Annotated in this window: 11 protein-coding genes, 6 tRNA genes and 1 rRNA gene; all 18 read left to right on the top strand. The window is 35.9% G+C overall.

Going from position 1 to position 17419, the window contains the following annotated elements:
- Positions 1 to 124 precede the first annotated feature (124 nt).
- Positions 125 to 213, top strand: a tRNA-Leu gene (locus AC4CVH_RS14805).
- A gap of 5 nt (positions 214 to 218) precedes the next feature.
- A tRNA-Met gene (locus AC4CVH_RS14810) sits at positions 219 to 294 on the top strand.
- A 13-nt stretch (positions 295 to 307) separates the two neighbouring features.
- Positions 308 to 384 (top strand) — tRNA-Met (locus AC4CVH_RS14815).
- Between the two features lie 34 nt (positions 385 to 418).
- A tRNA-Met gene (locus AC4CVH_RS14820) sits at positions 419 to 494 on the top strand.
- A 365-nt stretch (positions 495 to 859) separates the two neighbouring features.
- Entirely contained in the window at positions 860 to 3247 is a 2388-nt protein-coding gene (gene spoIIE / locus AC4CVH_RS14825) for a stage II sporulation protein E (RefSeq protein ID WP_490788514.1), read from the top strand.
- A 108-nt stretch (positions 3248 to 3355) separates the two neighbouring features.
- Positions 3356 to 4732, top strand: coding sequence for a tRNA lysidine(34) synthetase TilS (gene tilS / locus AC4CVH_RS14830; protein ID WP_490788515.1), 1377 nt, complete (start codon positions 3356 to 3358; stop codon positions 4730 to 4732).
- Positions 4733 to 5278, top strand: coding sequence for a hypoxanthine phosphoribosyltransferase (gene hpt, locus AC4CVH_RS14835; RefSeq protein ID WP_490788516.1), 546 nt, complete (start codon positions 4733 to 4735; stop codon positions 5276 to 5278).
- 78 nt (positions 5279 to 5356) lie between these two features.
- Positions 5357 to 7159: an ATP-dependent zinc metalloprotease FtsH gene (ftsH, locus tag AC4CVH_RS14840; RefSeq protein ID WP_490788517.1), complete on the top strand. Its 1803-nt coding sequence runs from the start codon at positions 5357 to 5359 to the stop codon at positions 7157 to 7159.
- A gap of 179 nt (positions 7160 to 7338) precedes the next feature.
- Complete coding sequence (locus AC4CVH_RS14845; RefSeq protein ID WP_490788518.1) at positions 7339 to 7728, top strand: thioesterase family protein; 390 nt, start codon at positions 7339 to 7341, stop codon at positions 7726 to 7728.
- A 211-nt stretch (positions 7729 to 7939) separates the two neighbouring features.
- Entirely contained in the window at positions 7940 to 8737 is a 798-nt protein-coding gene (locus AC4CVH_RS14850) for a type III pantothenate kinase (protein WP_490788519.1), read from the top strand.
- Entirely contained in the window at positions 8728 to 9693 is a 966-nt protein-coding gene (gene dusB, locus AC4CVH_RS14855; RefSeq protein ID WP_490788520.1) for a tRNA dihydrouridine synthase DusB, read from the top strand. Before AC4CVH_RS14850 ends, dusB begins: the two co-directional genes overlap by 10 nt.
- A gap of 195 nt (positions 9694 to 9888) precedes the next feature.
- Positions 9889 to 10359 carry a transcription elongation factor GreA gene (greA, locus tag AC4CVH_RS14860; RefSeq protein WP_490788521.1) on the top strand — a complete coding sequence of 157 codons (471 nt, stop codon included), beginning with the start codon at positions 9889 to 9891 and terminating at the stop codon, positions 10357 to 10359.
- Between the two features lie 17 nt (positions 10360 to 10376).
- Positions 10377 to 11879 (top strand): lysine--tRNA ligase, encoded by a 1503-nt coding sequence (gene lysS, locus AC4CVH_RS14865; RefSeq protein WP_490788522.1) that lies wholly within the window; start codon positions 10377 to 10379, stop codon positions 11877 to 11879.
- A 259-nt stretch (positions 11880 to 12138) separates the two neighbouring features.
- A complete protein-coding gene (locus tag AC4CVH_RS14870; protein ID WP_490788523.1) occupies positions 12139 to 13527 on the top strand; it encodes a glycine--tRNA ligase in 1389 nt (462 codons plus the stop codon).
- A 261-nt stretch (positions 13528 to 13788) separates the two neighbouring features.
- Positions 13789 to 15165 carry a UDP-N-acetylmuramoyl-L-alanine--D-glutamate ligase gene (gene murD / locus AC4CVH_RS14875; protein ID WP_490788524.1) on the top strand — a complete coding sequence of 459 codons (1377 nt, stop codon included), beginning with the start codon at positions 13789 to 13791 and terminating at the stop codon, positions 15163 to 15165.
- Between the two features lie 156 nt (positions 15166 to 15321).
- Positions 15322 to 15398: transfer RNA gene (locus tag AC4CVH_RS14880), tRNA-Ile, on the top strand.
- A 3-nt stretch (positions 15399 to 15401) separates the two neighbouring features.
- Positions 15402 to 15477 (top strand) — tRNA-Ala (locus tag AC4CVH_RS14885).
- Between the two features lie 411 nt (positions 15478 to 15888).
- A 16S ribosomal RNA gene (locus tag AC4CVH_RS14890) occupies positions 15889 to 17399 on the top strand.
- Positions 17400 to 17419: the final 20 nt, after the last annotated feature.

The raw sequence follows: 17419 nt of genomic DNA on the forward strand, positions 1-17419 counted from the left end.
TTGATTTTAAGAGGCTATTTAAGCCTCTTTATTATATTTAAAGAAAATATTAATAAAATAGTTGACAAGTATGATGGTTATAATATATAATAACTTATGTTGCTGAGTTGAGCAATGAAAAGATGCTGGAGTGGCGGAACTGGCAGACGCACAGGACTTAAAATCCTGCGGGCTTTAAAACCCGTACCGGTTCGATTCCGGTCTTCAGCACCATATATCGCGGGGTGGAGCAGTTGGTAGCTCGTCGGGCTCATAACCCGAAGGTCATAGGTTCAAGTCCTGTCCCCGCAACCAAGAAATATACTGTGGCGGAATAGCTCAGATGGCTAGAGCATTCGGTTCATACCCGAAGTGTCGTAGGTTCAATTCCTATTTCCGCTACCATGTTTTTATCTTTGATGATTGCAAAATTATATATCGCGGGGTGGAGCAGTTGGTAGCTCGTCGGGCTCATAACCCGAAGGTCATAGGTTCAAGTCCTGTCCCCGCAACCAGTTTATTATATGGGAAATGTTGTGATCCAGAAATGGATCTTTTTTTAATATTTAGCTGTACTTTTAGGAGTACAGTTTTTTACTGTCAAAAGTTATTGACAATTTTATAATAAAACAAGTCACATTGTGGATAAATATTACATGGATATGTTGATAACTTGCATATGGATTATAAGTATATAATATACGACATATAAAAATGTTTATAACTACTTTTATAAATATAATTGTCTAAATTAAAAATTACAAAAAAAGTTAGAAATAAATGTCCTAAAAAAAATAATTACAGATATCACTATATGACATATATTTCCAACAACTATTGATATAATATAGGCAGTTATTTTATAAGGCGGGTGGTGTATATGCAGTATGGGGTTGAAATATTACCTTATGAAAGGTCGGAAAAACTTAAAGGTGAACAGAATAAAAGCAAGATTGAAAAATTACCTGGAATTTTGAAACTTATATTTTACTTTCTATCTTCATTTTTAGTTGGAAGAGTTATGATGGTGAATCTAATGGCTCCTTTTGGGATAGCTTTTCTTACTGCAGTTTCGGTATCTGAAAAAAGGAAGATTACATTTTTAGTAGCAGCGGGAACTATTTTAGGATATGTGTCCATGTATGGCAATATGATATATATTCCAATGTATTGCATATTAAGCGTATCTATTTTAATTTCAAGCAGTATATTGAGAAATATTGATAAACTTAAAAAGCTGACGGTATTTTTTGTAACAATATTTGGAGAAATATTGTTCTATAAAATGCTTATAGCTAAATTTTCTCTTACAGTGGCCATTTTTAATGCTTCCTTTGAAACTTTATGTATCTTCCCATTATATTTTATTATTGATTACTCTATAATATGCTTTAAAGAATTAAAGACAAGTCATCTGTACAATAGCGAAGAAATCATAAGTATGGCAGTTACGATTTCGTTTATAGTATCAGGAACATGGGGAATTGTCATTTATGGAGTTTCATTTAGAAATATAATTGCGCTTACTTTTGTCCTTGTATTTGGATATGTCAAGGGAAGTTCTTATGGTGCCGCATCAGGTGTTGCCATGGGTGCCATAGTTGGGATTACATCAAATAACATGGTTGTATATATTGCAGTTTACGGACTTTGCGGACTTATATCTGGAGTTTTTAGAGAAACAGGTAAAATTATGAGCGCATGTTCATATATGGTTGTATTCATGATATTAAAATTATATTCCAATATAGGAATGCAGTTTAGAATTCCAGAAATATTTATAAGCTGTGCGCTGTTTATGATTATACCCAAAAAAATATATACAGATATGGAAGATGAGCTTGACTGGGAAAGGAAAAGGGAATGTCAGAAAGAAAACTATGCTGAAAAAATTAAATCTGTACTTGTTGAAAAACTCGAAAATTTCGGGGATGTATTGGATAAGATGTCCTTTGTGCTAAAAAAACTTGCTGATAATGACACGCTGGAAATGAAAAATAAGAGCAGTGCATTAGTTGAAAACCTTGCAGGAAGGGTATGCAGCAATTGTTCTATGAAGATGCTCTGTTGGAGGAGAGAAAGTTATAACACCTACAGTATGTTTTCAGAAATTATACAGAATTATCAGGAAAATAAAAAGGAAATGCCTAAGGATCTTGAAAGAAAATGTATAAAAAGGACTATGCTTATGGATAATACACAGGAAATTGTAAACAATTATATTATAAATGAAATGTGGAGAAAAAGACTCAGCGAGTGCAGAGGACTTCTTGCAGGGCAAATAGGGAATATGTCAAAATCAGTTTATGAAATAGTAACTGAATTTAATATTGATATAAAGTTTAATTCAACTATAGAAAACAAGTTGAGAAGAATTCTCTCAAAGTATAAGATTGATTATCGTGATGTGTTTTGCTTTAATGATAAAAATGGCCATATTGTTATAAAGATGCTTATGGAAGCCTGCGGAGGCGAACAAAAGTGTATAAAGGAGGTTCTGCCACTGATCAACAAGGCAACAGGAAAGCTTATGTGTGTCAGCGAAGAAGGCTGTAAAGTTGATAAGGAGACACAGGACTGCAGCATAACATTTGAAGAAACTCCAAAATATCACGTGGCGGCGTATGCAAACAGATTATGCAGAGAAGGAGAAAAATATAATGGTGACAGTTTTACTTATGGAAATCTGAGTGATGGAAGTTATATGACAATAATAAGTGATGGAATGGGCTTTGGACCTCAGGCGAGCAGAGAGAGCAGTGCAACGGTGGAACTTATAAAAAAGTTTGCGGAAGCAGGCTTTAGCAAGCTCACAGCCATAAATACTGTAAATTCAATAATGAGTATTAAGTTTAATGAGGACGAAAAGTTTTCCACACTCGACTTGAGCAGTATAGATTTGTATGAAGGTCATATAGATTTTGTTAAAGTAGGAGCTGTAGCCAGCTTTATAAAAAGAGGAAATGATGTTGATGTTATAAAATCAAAAACCCTGCCAATAGGTATATTGGATAAGCCTGATGTGGAGATAGTAAACAAGAGAATTTTAAACGGAGATTTTATAATAATGGTAAGTGATGGTGTTGTGGATTATAAACCTGAGGAAGCTGGCAATTATGAATGGATTGTAGAATTTTTGAAAGAGCTTAAATGCAGCGATCCTAAGAAAATGAGTGAGGCTATCATAAACAAGGCGGTTGAACTGTCAGACAAAAAGATAAAAGATGACATGACTGTAATAGTGGAGAAAATATACAATATCTATTAGTTGTCCCGTAAATAGTATCCAACGGAGTTTGTTTACCTACAAATATCATACATGTATGCTATAATATAAATATTATTTATAGATAAATTGTTACGGGAAGTGTTTAGCTTGATAGAAACGGTACTTGAAACCATAAATAAGAATAAGATGTTTAATAAGGGTGATAAGGTAATATTGGCAGTTTCGGGAGGGCCGGATTCACTTTGTATGCTCCATGTATTGTGCAGCCTTAAAGACAAATTGGGAATTTCTCTGTATGTCGCTCATGTAAATCATGGCTTGAGAGGCCAGGAATCTGACGAAGATGAGAAGTTTGTGGAGAACTTTTGTAAAAAGATAAATGTAGTATTCAGAAGCATTAAGGTAGACATAAATAAGGTGGCAGCAGTATATAATTTATCTTGTGAAACTGCAGGGAGAAAAGTACGATATGAATTTTTTGAAAAACTAAAATGTGAGTTTATTGCCCAGAAAATAGCTGTTGCGCATAATGCAAATGATCAGGCAGAAACAATGCTTATGAGAATCATGAGAGGTACTGGGCTTGAAGGATTGACTGGAATAAAGGCTGTAAGGGATGGCATATTTGTAAGGCCTCTTATTAATGTAACAAGAAAACAGATTGAGAAGTATTGTATTGAAAATGATTTGTGTCCGAGAATAGATAAAACAAATTTTGAACAGATATATTCTAGAAATAAAATAAGGCTTAAACTTATACCATATATGGAGAAAAACTTCAATAAAGACATTATAGGCAGTTTAAATAGGTTATCCAGTACAATAATGGCAGATAACAGCTGCCTGAATAGCATTTCTAAAGAAAAATTTAAAAAATATTGTGATATAACGCCAGAAAAGGTTATAATATCTAAGGAGGCATTTTTAGAGGAAAAATCAATAATATCAAGGATTTTGAGAATGGCTTTGCATAGAGTATGTGGAACATTGAAGAATTTTGAAAAAGTCCATATTGTTGATATAATTCAAATGCAAAATCATTCAACTGGAAAACGGTTAATGCTTCCAAATAATATAATAGTTTTAAGTCAGTATGGAAATATAATTGTGAAGAAAAATAACAGCGTTGACAAATCGGGTAAATACAGTTATGCACTTGATTTTGGAACAAATAATATCGAAAAATTAAAGTTAAACATAAAAATTAAAAAAACAAGCAAATGCAGTAGAACAAATAACAAGTTTGTACAATTTTTTGATTTTGATAAATTAAAGGGAAGTATAACAATCAGAAACAGGCAAAAAGGAGATAAGTTTATACCACTTGGAATGAGTGGGAAAAGAAAACTTAAAGACTTTTTTATGGATTTGAAAATACCTAGAAGTGAAAGGGAAAATATTCCGCTCATATGTTTTGGAGAAGATATAGGTTGGGTAGTTGGATATAGAATAAGTGATGATTTTAAAGTTGATAGGAATACTAAAAATATTTTAGCAATAAGCTTTGAAAGAGAGGAACTATAAATGCATAATATGAGCGACGATATTAAGGAAATACTCATTAGCAAGGAGGATATTGAAAAGAAAGTCTGTGAACTTGGCATGAGAATAAGTAGGGATTACCAGGGTAAAGAACTTATGCTTGTTGGAATACTTAAAGGGTCCGTTCCTTTTATGGCAGATTTGCTTAGAAGAATAACTATACCGTGTACTATGGATTTTATGGCTGTTTCGAGCTATGGAAATTCAAGCGAAAGCAGTGGTGTGGTAAGGATATTGAAGGATCTTGATTTTGAAGTTGAAAATAAACATATATTACTTGTGGAAGACATAATAGATTCAGGGACTACACTTTCGTATCTGGTTGATTATTTAAAAGGAAGAAAGGCAAAAAGTATAGAAATAGCTTGCCTATTAAACAAACAAGAGGCTAGGAAAGTAAAAATCAATGCCAAGTATATAGGTTTTGAGGTGCCTGATTATTTTTTAGTTGGGTTTGGACTTGACTATGCAGAAAAATATAGAAATTTTCCATATGTGGGTATATTAAAGGAGGAAATTTATAAATGACGTCAAAATTTATTGTAAAGGAAATTTTCATATGATACAATTTTACAGTATAAAACTGCAAAGAGAGGGGGGCCTTTAATGAAAAAATTTTCAAATGCAACGGCCTGGGCAGTAATTATTATATTTGTAATTCTGGCAGCGTTACTGCTTGTAAGGACAAATGAAAGTTCAACAGCTATAAGTTTTAATGATTTTCAAAAATACTGGTTGAGCAATAATGTAAAAAGTTTTCAACTTAGGGAAGACAAAATGACGATACAGGGAAGCCTGAAGAACGGTACTCAGTATGAAACAGTAGTTCCATCGGAGAGGTTGTTTCAATTTATCGGACAGCATCCTAAAGATGGTCAGGTTCAGGAGACATATGTAAAGCCGGCTACAATCCCTATGTGGGTTCAGTATTTGCCTACTGTATTGTTGATATTGGTTTTAGTGGCGGTTTGGTTTATGTTTATGCAGCAGTCCCAAGGTGGTGGAGGAAATCGCGGCGTTATGAATTTTGGAAAGAGTCGTGCTAAAATGGCCACACCTGACAAGCAGAAAATTACATTTAATGATGTTGCCGGGGCTGATGAGGAAAAACAGGAGCTTGCAGAGATTGTTGATTTCTTGAAACAACCTAAGAGATACATAGAAATGGGAGCAAGGATACCGAAAGGTGTATTGCTTGTAGGACCTCCGGGTACAGGTAAAACATTACTTGCAAAGGCAATATCAGGTGAGGCTGGAGTACCATTTTTCAGTATATCAGGTTCAGATTTTGTAGAAATGTTTGTTGGAGTGGGAGCTTCTAGAGTCAGGGATTTGTTTGAACAGGCCAAGAAGAATTCACCATGCATAGTATTTATAGATGAAATAGATGCTGTTGGAAGACAGAGAGGTGCAGGACTTGGCGGAGGACATGATGAAAGAGAGCAAACATTGAATCAACTTCTTGTTGAAATGGATGGATTTGGTCAAAATCAGGGAATAATTATGATTGCGGCTACAAATAGACCTGACATACTTGACCCTGCACTTTTAAGACCTGGAAGGTTTGACAGGCGTATACTAGTTGGTGCACCTGATGTGAAGGGAAGAGAAGAAATACTTAAAGTTCACTCGAGAAATAAGCATTTGGCAGATGAAGTCAAACTTGACATTCTGGCGAAGAGAACACCTGGATTTACAGGAGCTGATCTTGAAAACTTAATGAATGAATCTGCACTTCTTGCAGTTAGGAAAAACAAAGCTCAGATTGAAATGGATGATCTTGAAGAAGCAGTTACGAGAGTTGTTGCTGGACCTGAAAAGAGGAGTAGGGTAATAGATGATGAAGACAAAAAATTAACGGCATATCATGAAGCCGGCCATGCAGTTGTAATGCAGCTTTTACCAACGGCAGATCCAGTTCACGAAATAAGTATAATTCCTAGAGGAATGGCTGGAGGTTATACAATGCATTTGCCTGAGAAGGACACTTCCTATATGTCAAGAACAAAACTTGAGGAGGAAATTGTAGGCCTTCTTGGTGGAAGGGTAGCTGAAAAGCTTATAATCGGAGACATAAGTACAGGAGCAAAAAATGACATTGAAAGAGCTACTACAATAGCAAAAAAAATGGTAATGGATTATGGAATGAGTGATCTTGGTCCAATAGCTTTTGGATCTGGACATGATGAAGTATTTCTTGGAAGAGACCTTGGAAAAGGACGTAATTTCAGTGAAGAAGTTGCATTTGAAATAGACAAGGAAATAAGAAAGCTTATTGATGACAGTTATAAGAAAGCCCAGAAGATTTTGACGGAGAATATTGGTAAACTTCATGCTGTGGCAAAAGAACTTATAGAAAAAGAAAAAGTGGATGCAGATGATTTTCTGAGAATATTTAACGAAGCTTAAAGATATTAAAAGTTTCACTGAAGGCACATGCTTGTAAGTGGGACTTTTAATATTTTTTTACTTGAAAAGTTACTTGATTTTTAGTAGTATAAAAGTATGTTAAAAATTTAATTTTTAACATACTTTTATACTTAAGATTACAATGAATAATATTTTAGTAGAGGGAAGTGAAATTTTTAATGGAATTTGATTTAAAACAAGGATGTCAGTTCACTAGTGAAATCAAGGTTACGGACAACAATACTGCAGTAAAAATGGGATCTGGAGATTTGAAAGTATTTGCAACTCCGGCAATGATAGCGCTTATGGAGAATGCAGCTAAAAGCTCCGTCATAAAAGCACTTCCAGAAGGTTATACTACAGTTGGTATAGAGATGAATGTAAAACATGTTAAATCATCACCGGTTGGAGCAAATATAAAATGTACTGCAACTCTCACAAAAGTCGACAGAAAGAAGTTGTTTTTTGATGTTGAGGCTAGTGATGGCAATGATATCATAGGAAGAGGTTCTCATATAAGATATATAGTAAATTCAGATGATTTTATGGAAAAAACCAACAGAAAATAGCTAAAATTTTAACATATTCCTAGGTAAATTATCTTATTATTATATTTTATAATGCAAATATTGCAGCTCTTGACAAATAATATTTTATTGATACAATTAAGATATTAATTAACAGAGTCTTGTAAATTGGAGCAGCCTTAGAGCTGCTCTTTAATTATGTAACTTCAATTTAAAAATATTCTATTAGTTTTCTAAAGGCGGTGTTGGCTTTATGATTTTGGTTTTGGATGTGGGAAATACTAACATTGTGGTAGGTATTTATGATAATGATGATTTGGTATCTGTGTGGAGATTGTCTACTGATTCTAAGAGGACTGCTGATGAATATGGTATTCAAGCCATTCAATTATTTATAAAGAACGATTTAAATCCGTCGGATATTAAGGGCGCCATAATTTCTTCTGTAGTTCCAAATATTATGTATTCTTTGGAACATATGATAATGAAATATTTTAAAATTGCACCTATTGTAGTGGGACCTGGAGTAAAGACTGGAATAAATGTAAAGTATGATAATCCTAGGGAAGTTGGAGCTGATAGAATAGTAAATGCAGTAGCGGCACATGAAATATATAAGAGAGCTTCAATTATAATAGATTTTGGAACAGCTACTACGTTCTGTGCACTTACTGCAGGAGGAGATTATCTTGGCGGAACAATTTGCCCGGGGGTTCAAATATCATCAGATGCGTTGTTCGAAAGGGCGGCAAAATTACCAAGAGTTGAGCTTGTGAAACCCCAAAATATAATATGTAAAAACACGGTTACGAGTATACAGGCAGGTATAATATATGGATATGTCGGGCAAGTTGAATACATAATAAAAAAGATGAAAAATGAAATGATCAGTGCAGGGGAAAAAGAACCATTTGTTGTCGCGACTGGAGGACTTGCAAAGCTTATAAATGCTGAATCGGATTATATAGATATGGTAGATCCTATATTAACACTTACTGGGCTTAGGATAATATACTACAAAAATAAGGAGCATGTATTAAAATGCAAATAGGATCCTTCAAGATGAAAAACAATGTACTTTTAGCTCCTATGGCAGGGGTTACTGATATTGCTTTCAGAGAACTGTGCAGGGAACAGGGATGTGGTTTGGCCTGTACTGAGATGATAAGTTCAAAGGCACTTTTTCATGGAAGCCAGAAAACCAGAGATATGTTTGTAATATCTGAAATTGAAGCACCTACTGCAGTTCAGATATTTGGCAATGATCCGTATATAATGTCGGAAGCATGTGACTCCTTTAATGATGAAGATAATATATGTATTGTAGATATAAACATGGGATGTCCCGCACCTAAAATAATAAAAAATGGTGATGGCTCCGCGCTTATGAAAAATCCTGGGCTTGCAGAAGACATAGTTAAAAGTGTAAAAAGAGTGTCAGCAAAACCTGTTACTGTAAAGATGAGGACTGGTTTTGATTCTGAAAATGTAAATGTGCTTGACTTTGCAAAGAGAATGGAGCAGGCAGGTGCTGATGCAATAACAGTACATGGAAGGACAAGCAAACAGATGTATACGGGAAATGCAGACTGGAGTTTAATAAAAGAGGTAAAAGAGCAGCTGTCAATACCCGTTATAGGAAATGGAGATATAATTTCAGCTGAGGATGCGGAATTCAGGCTTAGAACTTCAGGATGTGATGGAGTAATGATTGGAAGAGGGTCATTCGGGAATCCATGGATATTTAAACAAATACGCCAGAAATTACATGGGGAAGAAGTCTTCTGCCCCAATAATATTGAAAAAATAGACATGTGCCTTGAACATTATAGGAGAGCTATTGCATACAAGGGAGAATTGAAGGCAGTTCTTGAAATGAGAAAACATTTGGGTTGGTATCTGAAAGGAATGCAAAACAGCAAAGATGTAAAAGATAAAGTAAATTGTGAAAGAGATGCCGGAGAAGTTTTTGATATTCTTTATAAATATAAAAATTCTTTTTCATAAGAGGTATGTTAATTAAACTTTGAAAATAATATATTATTGTGAGTGATTTGGGGAAATGTGCTTGCCATGATATGTTTTTCAAGTAGTTGACAATAAAATGTACCTGTCTTATAATAACTTAAATAATTGTTTGGGTATTTTTATAAAACTATAGGGATATGAGTTTTATTAAATAGTTTAAAGGGGAGAATATGAATGAATAGACATGTAATGACGTATGAAGGAGTAAGAAAACTTGAGGATGAACTGGAATTTCTGAGAACGGTTAAGAGAAGAGAAATAAAGGAAAAAATAAAGTCTGCACTTTCTTTCGGAGATTTAAGCGAAAATTCAGAATACGATGATGCCAAAAATGAGCAGGCCTTTACTGAAGGCAGAATAGTGCAACTTGAAAATATACTTAAAAATGTTACTATAGTAGATGAGGATGAAATATCGTCGGATATAGTAAGTGTTGGATCCATCGTTAAAATCAAGGACTATGATTTCAACGAAGAAGTCGAATACAATATAGTGGGATCACTTGAAGCGGATCCAATGAACAATAGAATATCAAATGAATCACCTGTAGGCAGGAGTCTCATGGGCAAAAAAGTTGGTGACACGGTTGAAGTGTTAATTCCTGATGGAATTAGCAAATATGAAATAGTCAGTATAAGAAAATAATTGGAGGGCAGAATTTAATGACAAAGGATAAGGATAATTTTAATAAACAAGAGAAAAAGTTTAATGCACTTATAGAAGAGAGATTAGATAAATTTGCCCAGCTAAAGTCAGATGGTAATGATCCTTTTGAAGTATACAAAGTTGACAGGACTCATACATCAAGCCAGGTAAAAGATAACTATGAAGAGCTTGAAGATAAAACTGTAACTATTGCAGGAAGACTTATGTCAAAGCGAGTTCATGGAAAAGCCGGATTTTCAGATTTAAATGACAGATATGGTAAGATTCAGCTGTATATAAAAATAGATGATGTAGGAGAAGAAAAGCTAAAGGAATACAAGACCTATGATATAGGGGACATACTATCTGTAACAGGTAAAGTATTCAAAACAAGAACTGAAGAAATTACAATACGTATTGAAGATTTTAAACTTGTATGCAAGTCGCTTAGACCTTTGCCTGAAAAGTGGCATGGACTTAAAGATCCTGATTTGAAATACAGACAGAGGTATGTAGACTTAATAATAAATCAAAATGTCAGAGAAACATTTTTAAAGAGAACCGCTATAATTAAAAGCATGAGAGAGTTCTTAGATAATAGGAATTTTATTGAAGTTGAAACACCTGTATTGTCTCCAATAGCTGGAGGAGCTGCAGCAAAGCCATTTATAACACACCATAATTCTCTTGATATGGATATGTATCTTAGAATTGCAACTGAGTTGTATTTAAAAAGACTTGTTGTAGGTGGATTTGAAAAAGTTTATGAAATAGGTAAAAACTTTAGAAATGAAGGAATGGATGTAAGACATAACCCTGAATTTACTTCAATGGAACTTTATGAAGCTTTTGCAGATTATAATGACATGATGGAAATTACAGAAAACATGGTTGCATATATATGTGAAAAGGTACTTGGAACTACAACTGTAGTTTATGAAGATACAGAGATAGATTTCAAACCACCTTGGAATAGAATTACCATGGTAGATGCCGTGAAGAAATTTACAGGAATAGATTTCAATGAAATAAAAACAGATGAAGAGGCTCAGGATATAGCTAGACAAAAAGAGATAAAACTTAAGAAAGAGTTAAAAGATTGTACAAAAGGTTATATACTTGATATGCTTTTTGAAGAATTCTGCGAAGAAAAATTCATACAGCCGACTTTCGTAGTGGACTATCCTGTTGAAGTATCACCTCTTACAAAGAAAAAGAGGGGAAATGATGCCTTTACTGAAAGATTTGAAGGATTTATTTATGGAAGAGAAATATGTAATGCATATTCTGAGTTGAATGATCCTATAGTTCAGAGAGATAGATTCATGCAGCAGCTTAAAGAGAGAGAACTTGGTGATGATGAGGCATATATGATGGATGAAGATTTTATAAATGCTCTTGAAATTGGAATGCCTCCAACTGGCGGACTTGGAATAGGAGTAGACAGACTTATAATGTTCCTTACGAATTCATCTTCAATAAGGGATGTTATATTGTTCCCTACTATGAAGCCGCTTTAATATTCGAGTTTTTTTAAATTTAATATTAAGGTTATGATAAAGAATAGTAATAGTTCCAAATCCAAAAGAGAGGCCGTATATGGTGGGAAATGGCTGGATGGAATTATGAAGGGAACTTTTGAACCATGATAGTCAAAGTTGAGCATATGCTAAGAAGGGTGGAACCGCGGATAAAATCCGTCCCTTTAATATGCTCTTTTTTTATTGACTAAAAGATGTCGATAATTTCTAAAAATAAATATAGAAGGAGATAAAAAATATGAGTAAGATAAGTATGGAAAAAGTTGTTGCACTTGCAAAGAACAGAGGATTTGTATATCCTGGCTCAGATATATATGGAGGACTTGCAAATACCTGGGATTATGGGCCTGTAGGGATTGAACTTAAAAACAATGTAAAGAAGGCGTGGTGGCAGAAGTTTGTCCATGAAAGCAAGTACAATGTTGGTATAGATTGTGCCATACTCATGAACAATGAGGTATGGGTAGCTTCCGGACATGTTGGGAATTTTTCGGATCCACTTATGGACTGCAAAGATTGCAAGTCAAGATTTAGAGCTGATAAACTTGTTGAAGAAGACATGGTATCAAAAGGAGTAGAAAAGGCAAGCGCAGATGGATGGGGCAATGAAAAGCTCGAGAAATACATAAAGGATAATGGCATAGTATGTCCTAACTGTGGAAAAAGCAATTTTACGGATATAAGACAATTTAATTTAATGTTTAAAACGTATCAGGGAGTTACAGAAGATACTAAATCAGAAATTTATTTAAGACCTGAAACGGCTCAGGGAATATTTGTAAACTTTAGAAATGTACAAAGAACAAGTAGAAAAAAAATACCTTTCGGGATAGCCCAGATAGGAAAATCATTCAGGAATGAAATAACGCCGGGAAATTTTACTTTTAGAACCAGGGAATTTGAACAAATGGAGCTTGAATTTTTTTGTAAGCCAGGTACGGATTTAGAGTGGCATAAATATTGGAAGGACTATTGCTGGAGTTTTCTTATAAAGTTGGGATTAAAAGAAGATAACTTGAGATTCAGGGATCACGACAAGGAAGAACTTTCACATTACAGCAGTGCCACATCCGACATAGAATATCAATTTCCATTTGGATGGGGTGAACTTTGGGGCATAGCAGACAGAACAGACTATGATTTAAAGCAGCATCAGGAACATTCAGGAAAAGATATGAGCTATTTGGATCCAACCACTCATGAGAAATATGTACCATATTGTATTGAACCATCAGTTGGAGCCGACAGGGCAGTACTTGCATTCCTTGTAGATGCCTATGATGAAGAAGAACTAGATGGAGGCGAGGTCAGAACAGTTATGCACTTTAATCCGGCTATAGCACCATTTAAGGCAGCAGTACTTCCTCTTACTAAAAAGCTTACAGATAAATCTGTTGAAATATATGATTCCTTGAGAAGTCAATTTAACATAGATTATGATGAAGCTGGAAGTATTGGAAAAAGGTACAGAAGAGAAGACGAAATAGGTACTCCATATTGTATAACAGTTGATTTTGATACACTTGAAGATAATTCTGTAACTATAAGAGACAGGGATACGATGAACCAATTCAGAATAAAAGTTGATGAACTTGCTGGTTTCTTAAAAGAGAAGACACAATTTTAAATAATAAATTAACCAAAAAATTTACCGAATGCCTAGCATTCGGTAAATAGGGTTTAATCATGGGGATATGTTATATGTTTAATTAAAACTTGGGGAATTATATTAATGTTTCCTTACGGCACAATTTTAGTATAGCATATAGTAATATTATTTTTCAATAGCATGAACAAAAAAATATTAAATTGACTAAATATGAATTGATATAAGTGCTATAATTAATTGATATGAATATTATATGTGCAGTTTGTTGTGGAGGTTTCTATGAAAAAGAATTTTAGTGAATTTAAAAAGTTTATAAAAAATAAAAATACTGCGGTTGTAGGTATAGGAGTAAGCAATAGACCATTAATTGATTTTTTGTTGAAGTTGGGTGCAAATGTAAGTGCTTTTGACAGGAAAGATGAGAGCACGCTGGGAGATATTGCAAATATATTGAGAGATAAGGGTGTAAAACTTGTACTTGGCGAAAAATATTTGGATAAATTAAATGGTTTTGATGTAATATTCAAAACTCCGTCTATGAGAATAGACAGTCCTGCTCTTTTGAAAGCAAAAGAAAGTGGTGCATATATTACATCTGAAATGGAGGAGTTTGTTAAATATTGCCCTGCTAAAATATTTGGAGTTACGGGAAGTGACGGAAAGACAACTACAACAACCCTGATATATAATATGCTCAAAGAAGAAGGGTATAAGAGCTGGGTTGGAGGGAATATCGGCGCACCATTATTTGCAGAGATAGAAAACATTTCACAGGAAGACAAGGTCGTTCTTGAACTTTCAAGTTTTCAGCTTATGACTATGCGGGTTTCTCCAGAAGTAGCGGTAGTTACAAATATTAGTCCAAATCATCTTGACATTCACAAGGATATGGAAGAGTATATAGATGCTAAAAAAAACATCTTCAAATATCAGGAAGAGCAGGATATAGTAGTGCTCAATAGAGACAATGAGTGTACTGATAATATGGCAGGAGAAGCTAATGGAAGGGTAAGGCAATTCAGTGTGAAAGAAAAGCTTTCTTTTGGCGGATGTCTAGGTGGAGATACACTTTTTATAAATGGTAAGGCGGTTTGTAAAAGAAATGATATAAAGCTTATGGGAATTCATAATGTAGCCAATTTACTGACTGCTTTTTGTGCTGTATGTGATGATGTAAGTATTGAAAATATGAAGAAGGTAGCTGTTGGATTTGAAGGTGTGGAACATAGATGCGAGCTTGTAAGGGTTATAGATGATGTTAAGTATTACAATGACTCTATAGCATCGAGTCCAACTAGAACACTGGCAGGACTTGATGCATTTGAAAAACCAGTCATACTCATAGCAGGAGGGTATGATAAGAAGATACCTTTTGATGTTCTCGCACAGGAAGGATATTCTAAAATAAAGACTTTGATTTTACTCGGGGCGACTAAAGACAAAATAAAAGCTGCTTTTGACAAGTTAAGTTCATTGAATAATGTCAAAGTACCCATGGTTATTGCCAATTCGCTTGAGGAAGCTGTGCTTAAAGCACGTGATATAGCAAAAAGTGGTGATATTGTAACTCTTTCACCTGCATGTGCAAGCTTTGACATGTTTGATAATTTTGAGATACGTGGAAATAAGTTTAAGGAAATTGTTAGAGCATTGTAATTAATTTTATAATACATCTTTTCACTCTCGAAAAAGTCTTTCGTGGAATGTCTTTCGAGAGTGAAAAAAGTGTTGACAGTTATAAAAAAAGCACGTATAATATAAAAATGTAGTCAGCCAAGAGTGCCTTTTGAGGAGCTTGGAAAATTTAAACGAGGATCTTTAGCTCAGTTGGTTAGAGCAACCGGCTCATAACCGGTAGGTCTGGGGTTCGAGTCCCTGAAGGTCCACCATATGGGGGTATAGCTCAGTTGGGAGAGCATCTGCCTTGCACGCAGAGGGTCAAGAGTTCGAGTCTCTTTATCTCCACCAAAAGTCCATGATATTTATCATGGACTTTCTTATATTATTGGGAATTCATCATAAAATAATAGATAACTAATCCAGGTGTATCGTTATGAAATATATGTAGTAATATATAGATTTATGGAGCAAATATCAAATAAATTGCTATATTTGTATAAATAGATATAAAATATATTTTATAATGATGATACAATATCACTTGTCGTTTTGAGGACATGCGAAATTTGAACTTGTAAGTTATCATTCGGTGTTTTCAAAATTAGCTTTATTATTTATGTTGACATATTAAACTTAATATGCTAATATGAATGAGTTGTTTGATCTTTGAAAATTAAACAGAGTAAAAAGCAAGCAGAAACTTGAAGAAACAAACCAGCAATTCTTTTGAAATAAACAGTAATGAGCAGAAAGAACTTTTAATATGAGAGTTTGATCCTGGCTCAGGACGAACGCTGGCGGCGTGCCTAACACATGCAAGTCGAGCGAGAGAGTCCCTTCGGGGACAATCTAGCGGCGGACGGGTGAGTAACACGTGGGTAACCTGCCTCAAAGAGGGGGATAGCCTCCCGAAAGGGAGATTAATACCGCATAAGACCTGGATTCACATGGATCCGGGATGAAAGGAGAAATCCGCTTTGAGATGGACCCGCGGCGCATTAGCTAGTTGGTGGGGTAAAGGCCTACCAAGGCAGCGATGCGTAGCCGACCTGAGAGGGTGATCGGCCACATTGGAACTGAGAGACGGTCCAGACTCCTACGGGAGGCAGCAGTGGGGAATATTGCACAATGGGCGAAAGCCTGATGCAGCAACGCCGCGTGAGTGATGAAGGTTTTCGGATCGTAAAGCTCTGTCTTCTGGGAAGATAATGACGGTACCAGAGGAGGAAGCCACGGCTAACTACGTGCCAGCAGCCGCGGTAATACGTAGGTGGCGAGCGTTGTCCGGATTTACTGGGCGTAAAGGGTGCGTAGGCGGATGTTTAAGTGAGATGTGAAATACCCGGGCTTAACCCGGGGGCTGCATTTCAAACTGGACATCTGGAGTGCAGGAGAGGAGAATGGAATTCCTAGTGTAGCGGTGAAATGCGTAGAGATTAGGAAGAACACCAGTGGCGAAGGCGATTCTCTGGACTGTAACTGACGCTGAGGCACGAAAGCGTGGGTAGCAAACAGGATTAGATACCCTGGTAGTCCACGCCGTAAACGATGAGTACTAGGTGTAGGAGGTATCGACCCCTTCTGTGCCGCAGTTAACACATTAAGTACTCCGCCTGGGAAGTACGATCGCAAGATTAAAACTCAAAGGAATTGACGGGGGCCCGCACAAGCAGCGGAGCATGTGGTTTAATTCGAAGCAACGCGAAGAACCTTACCTGGACTTGACATCCCCTGCATAGCCTGGAGACAGGCGAAGCCCTTCGGGGCAGGGAGACAGGTGGTGCATGGTTGTCGTCAGCTCGTGTCGTGAGATGTTAGGTTAAGTCCTGCAACGAGCGCAACCCTTGTTGTTAGTTGCTAACATGTAAAGATGAGCACTCTAACGAGACTGCCGCGGTTAACGCGGAGGAAGGTGGGGATGACGTCAAATCATCATGCCCCTTATGTCCAGGGCGACACACGTGCTACAATGGGCAGAACAGAGAGATGCGAAACCGCGAGGTGGAGCCAAACTAGAAAACTGCCCTCAGTTCGGATTGCAGGCTGAAACCCGCCTGCATGAAGTTGGAGTTGCTAGTAATCGCGAATCAGAATGTCGCGGTGAATACGTTCCCGGGCCTTGTACACACCGCCCGTCACACCATGAGAGCTGGCAACACCCGAAGTCCGCAGTCTAACGTAAGAGGACGCGGCCGAAGGTGGGGTTAGTGATTGGGGTGAAGTCGTAACAAGGTAGCCGTAGGAGAACCTGCGGCTGGATCACCTCCTTTCTAGGGAGAACAGGGATGGA

Source organism: Clostridium pabulibutyricum, assembly GCF_058242705.1.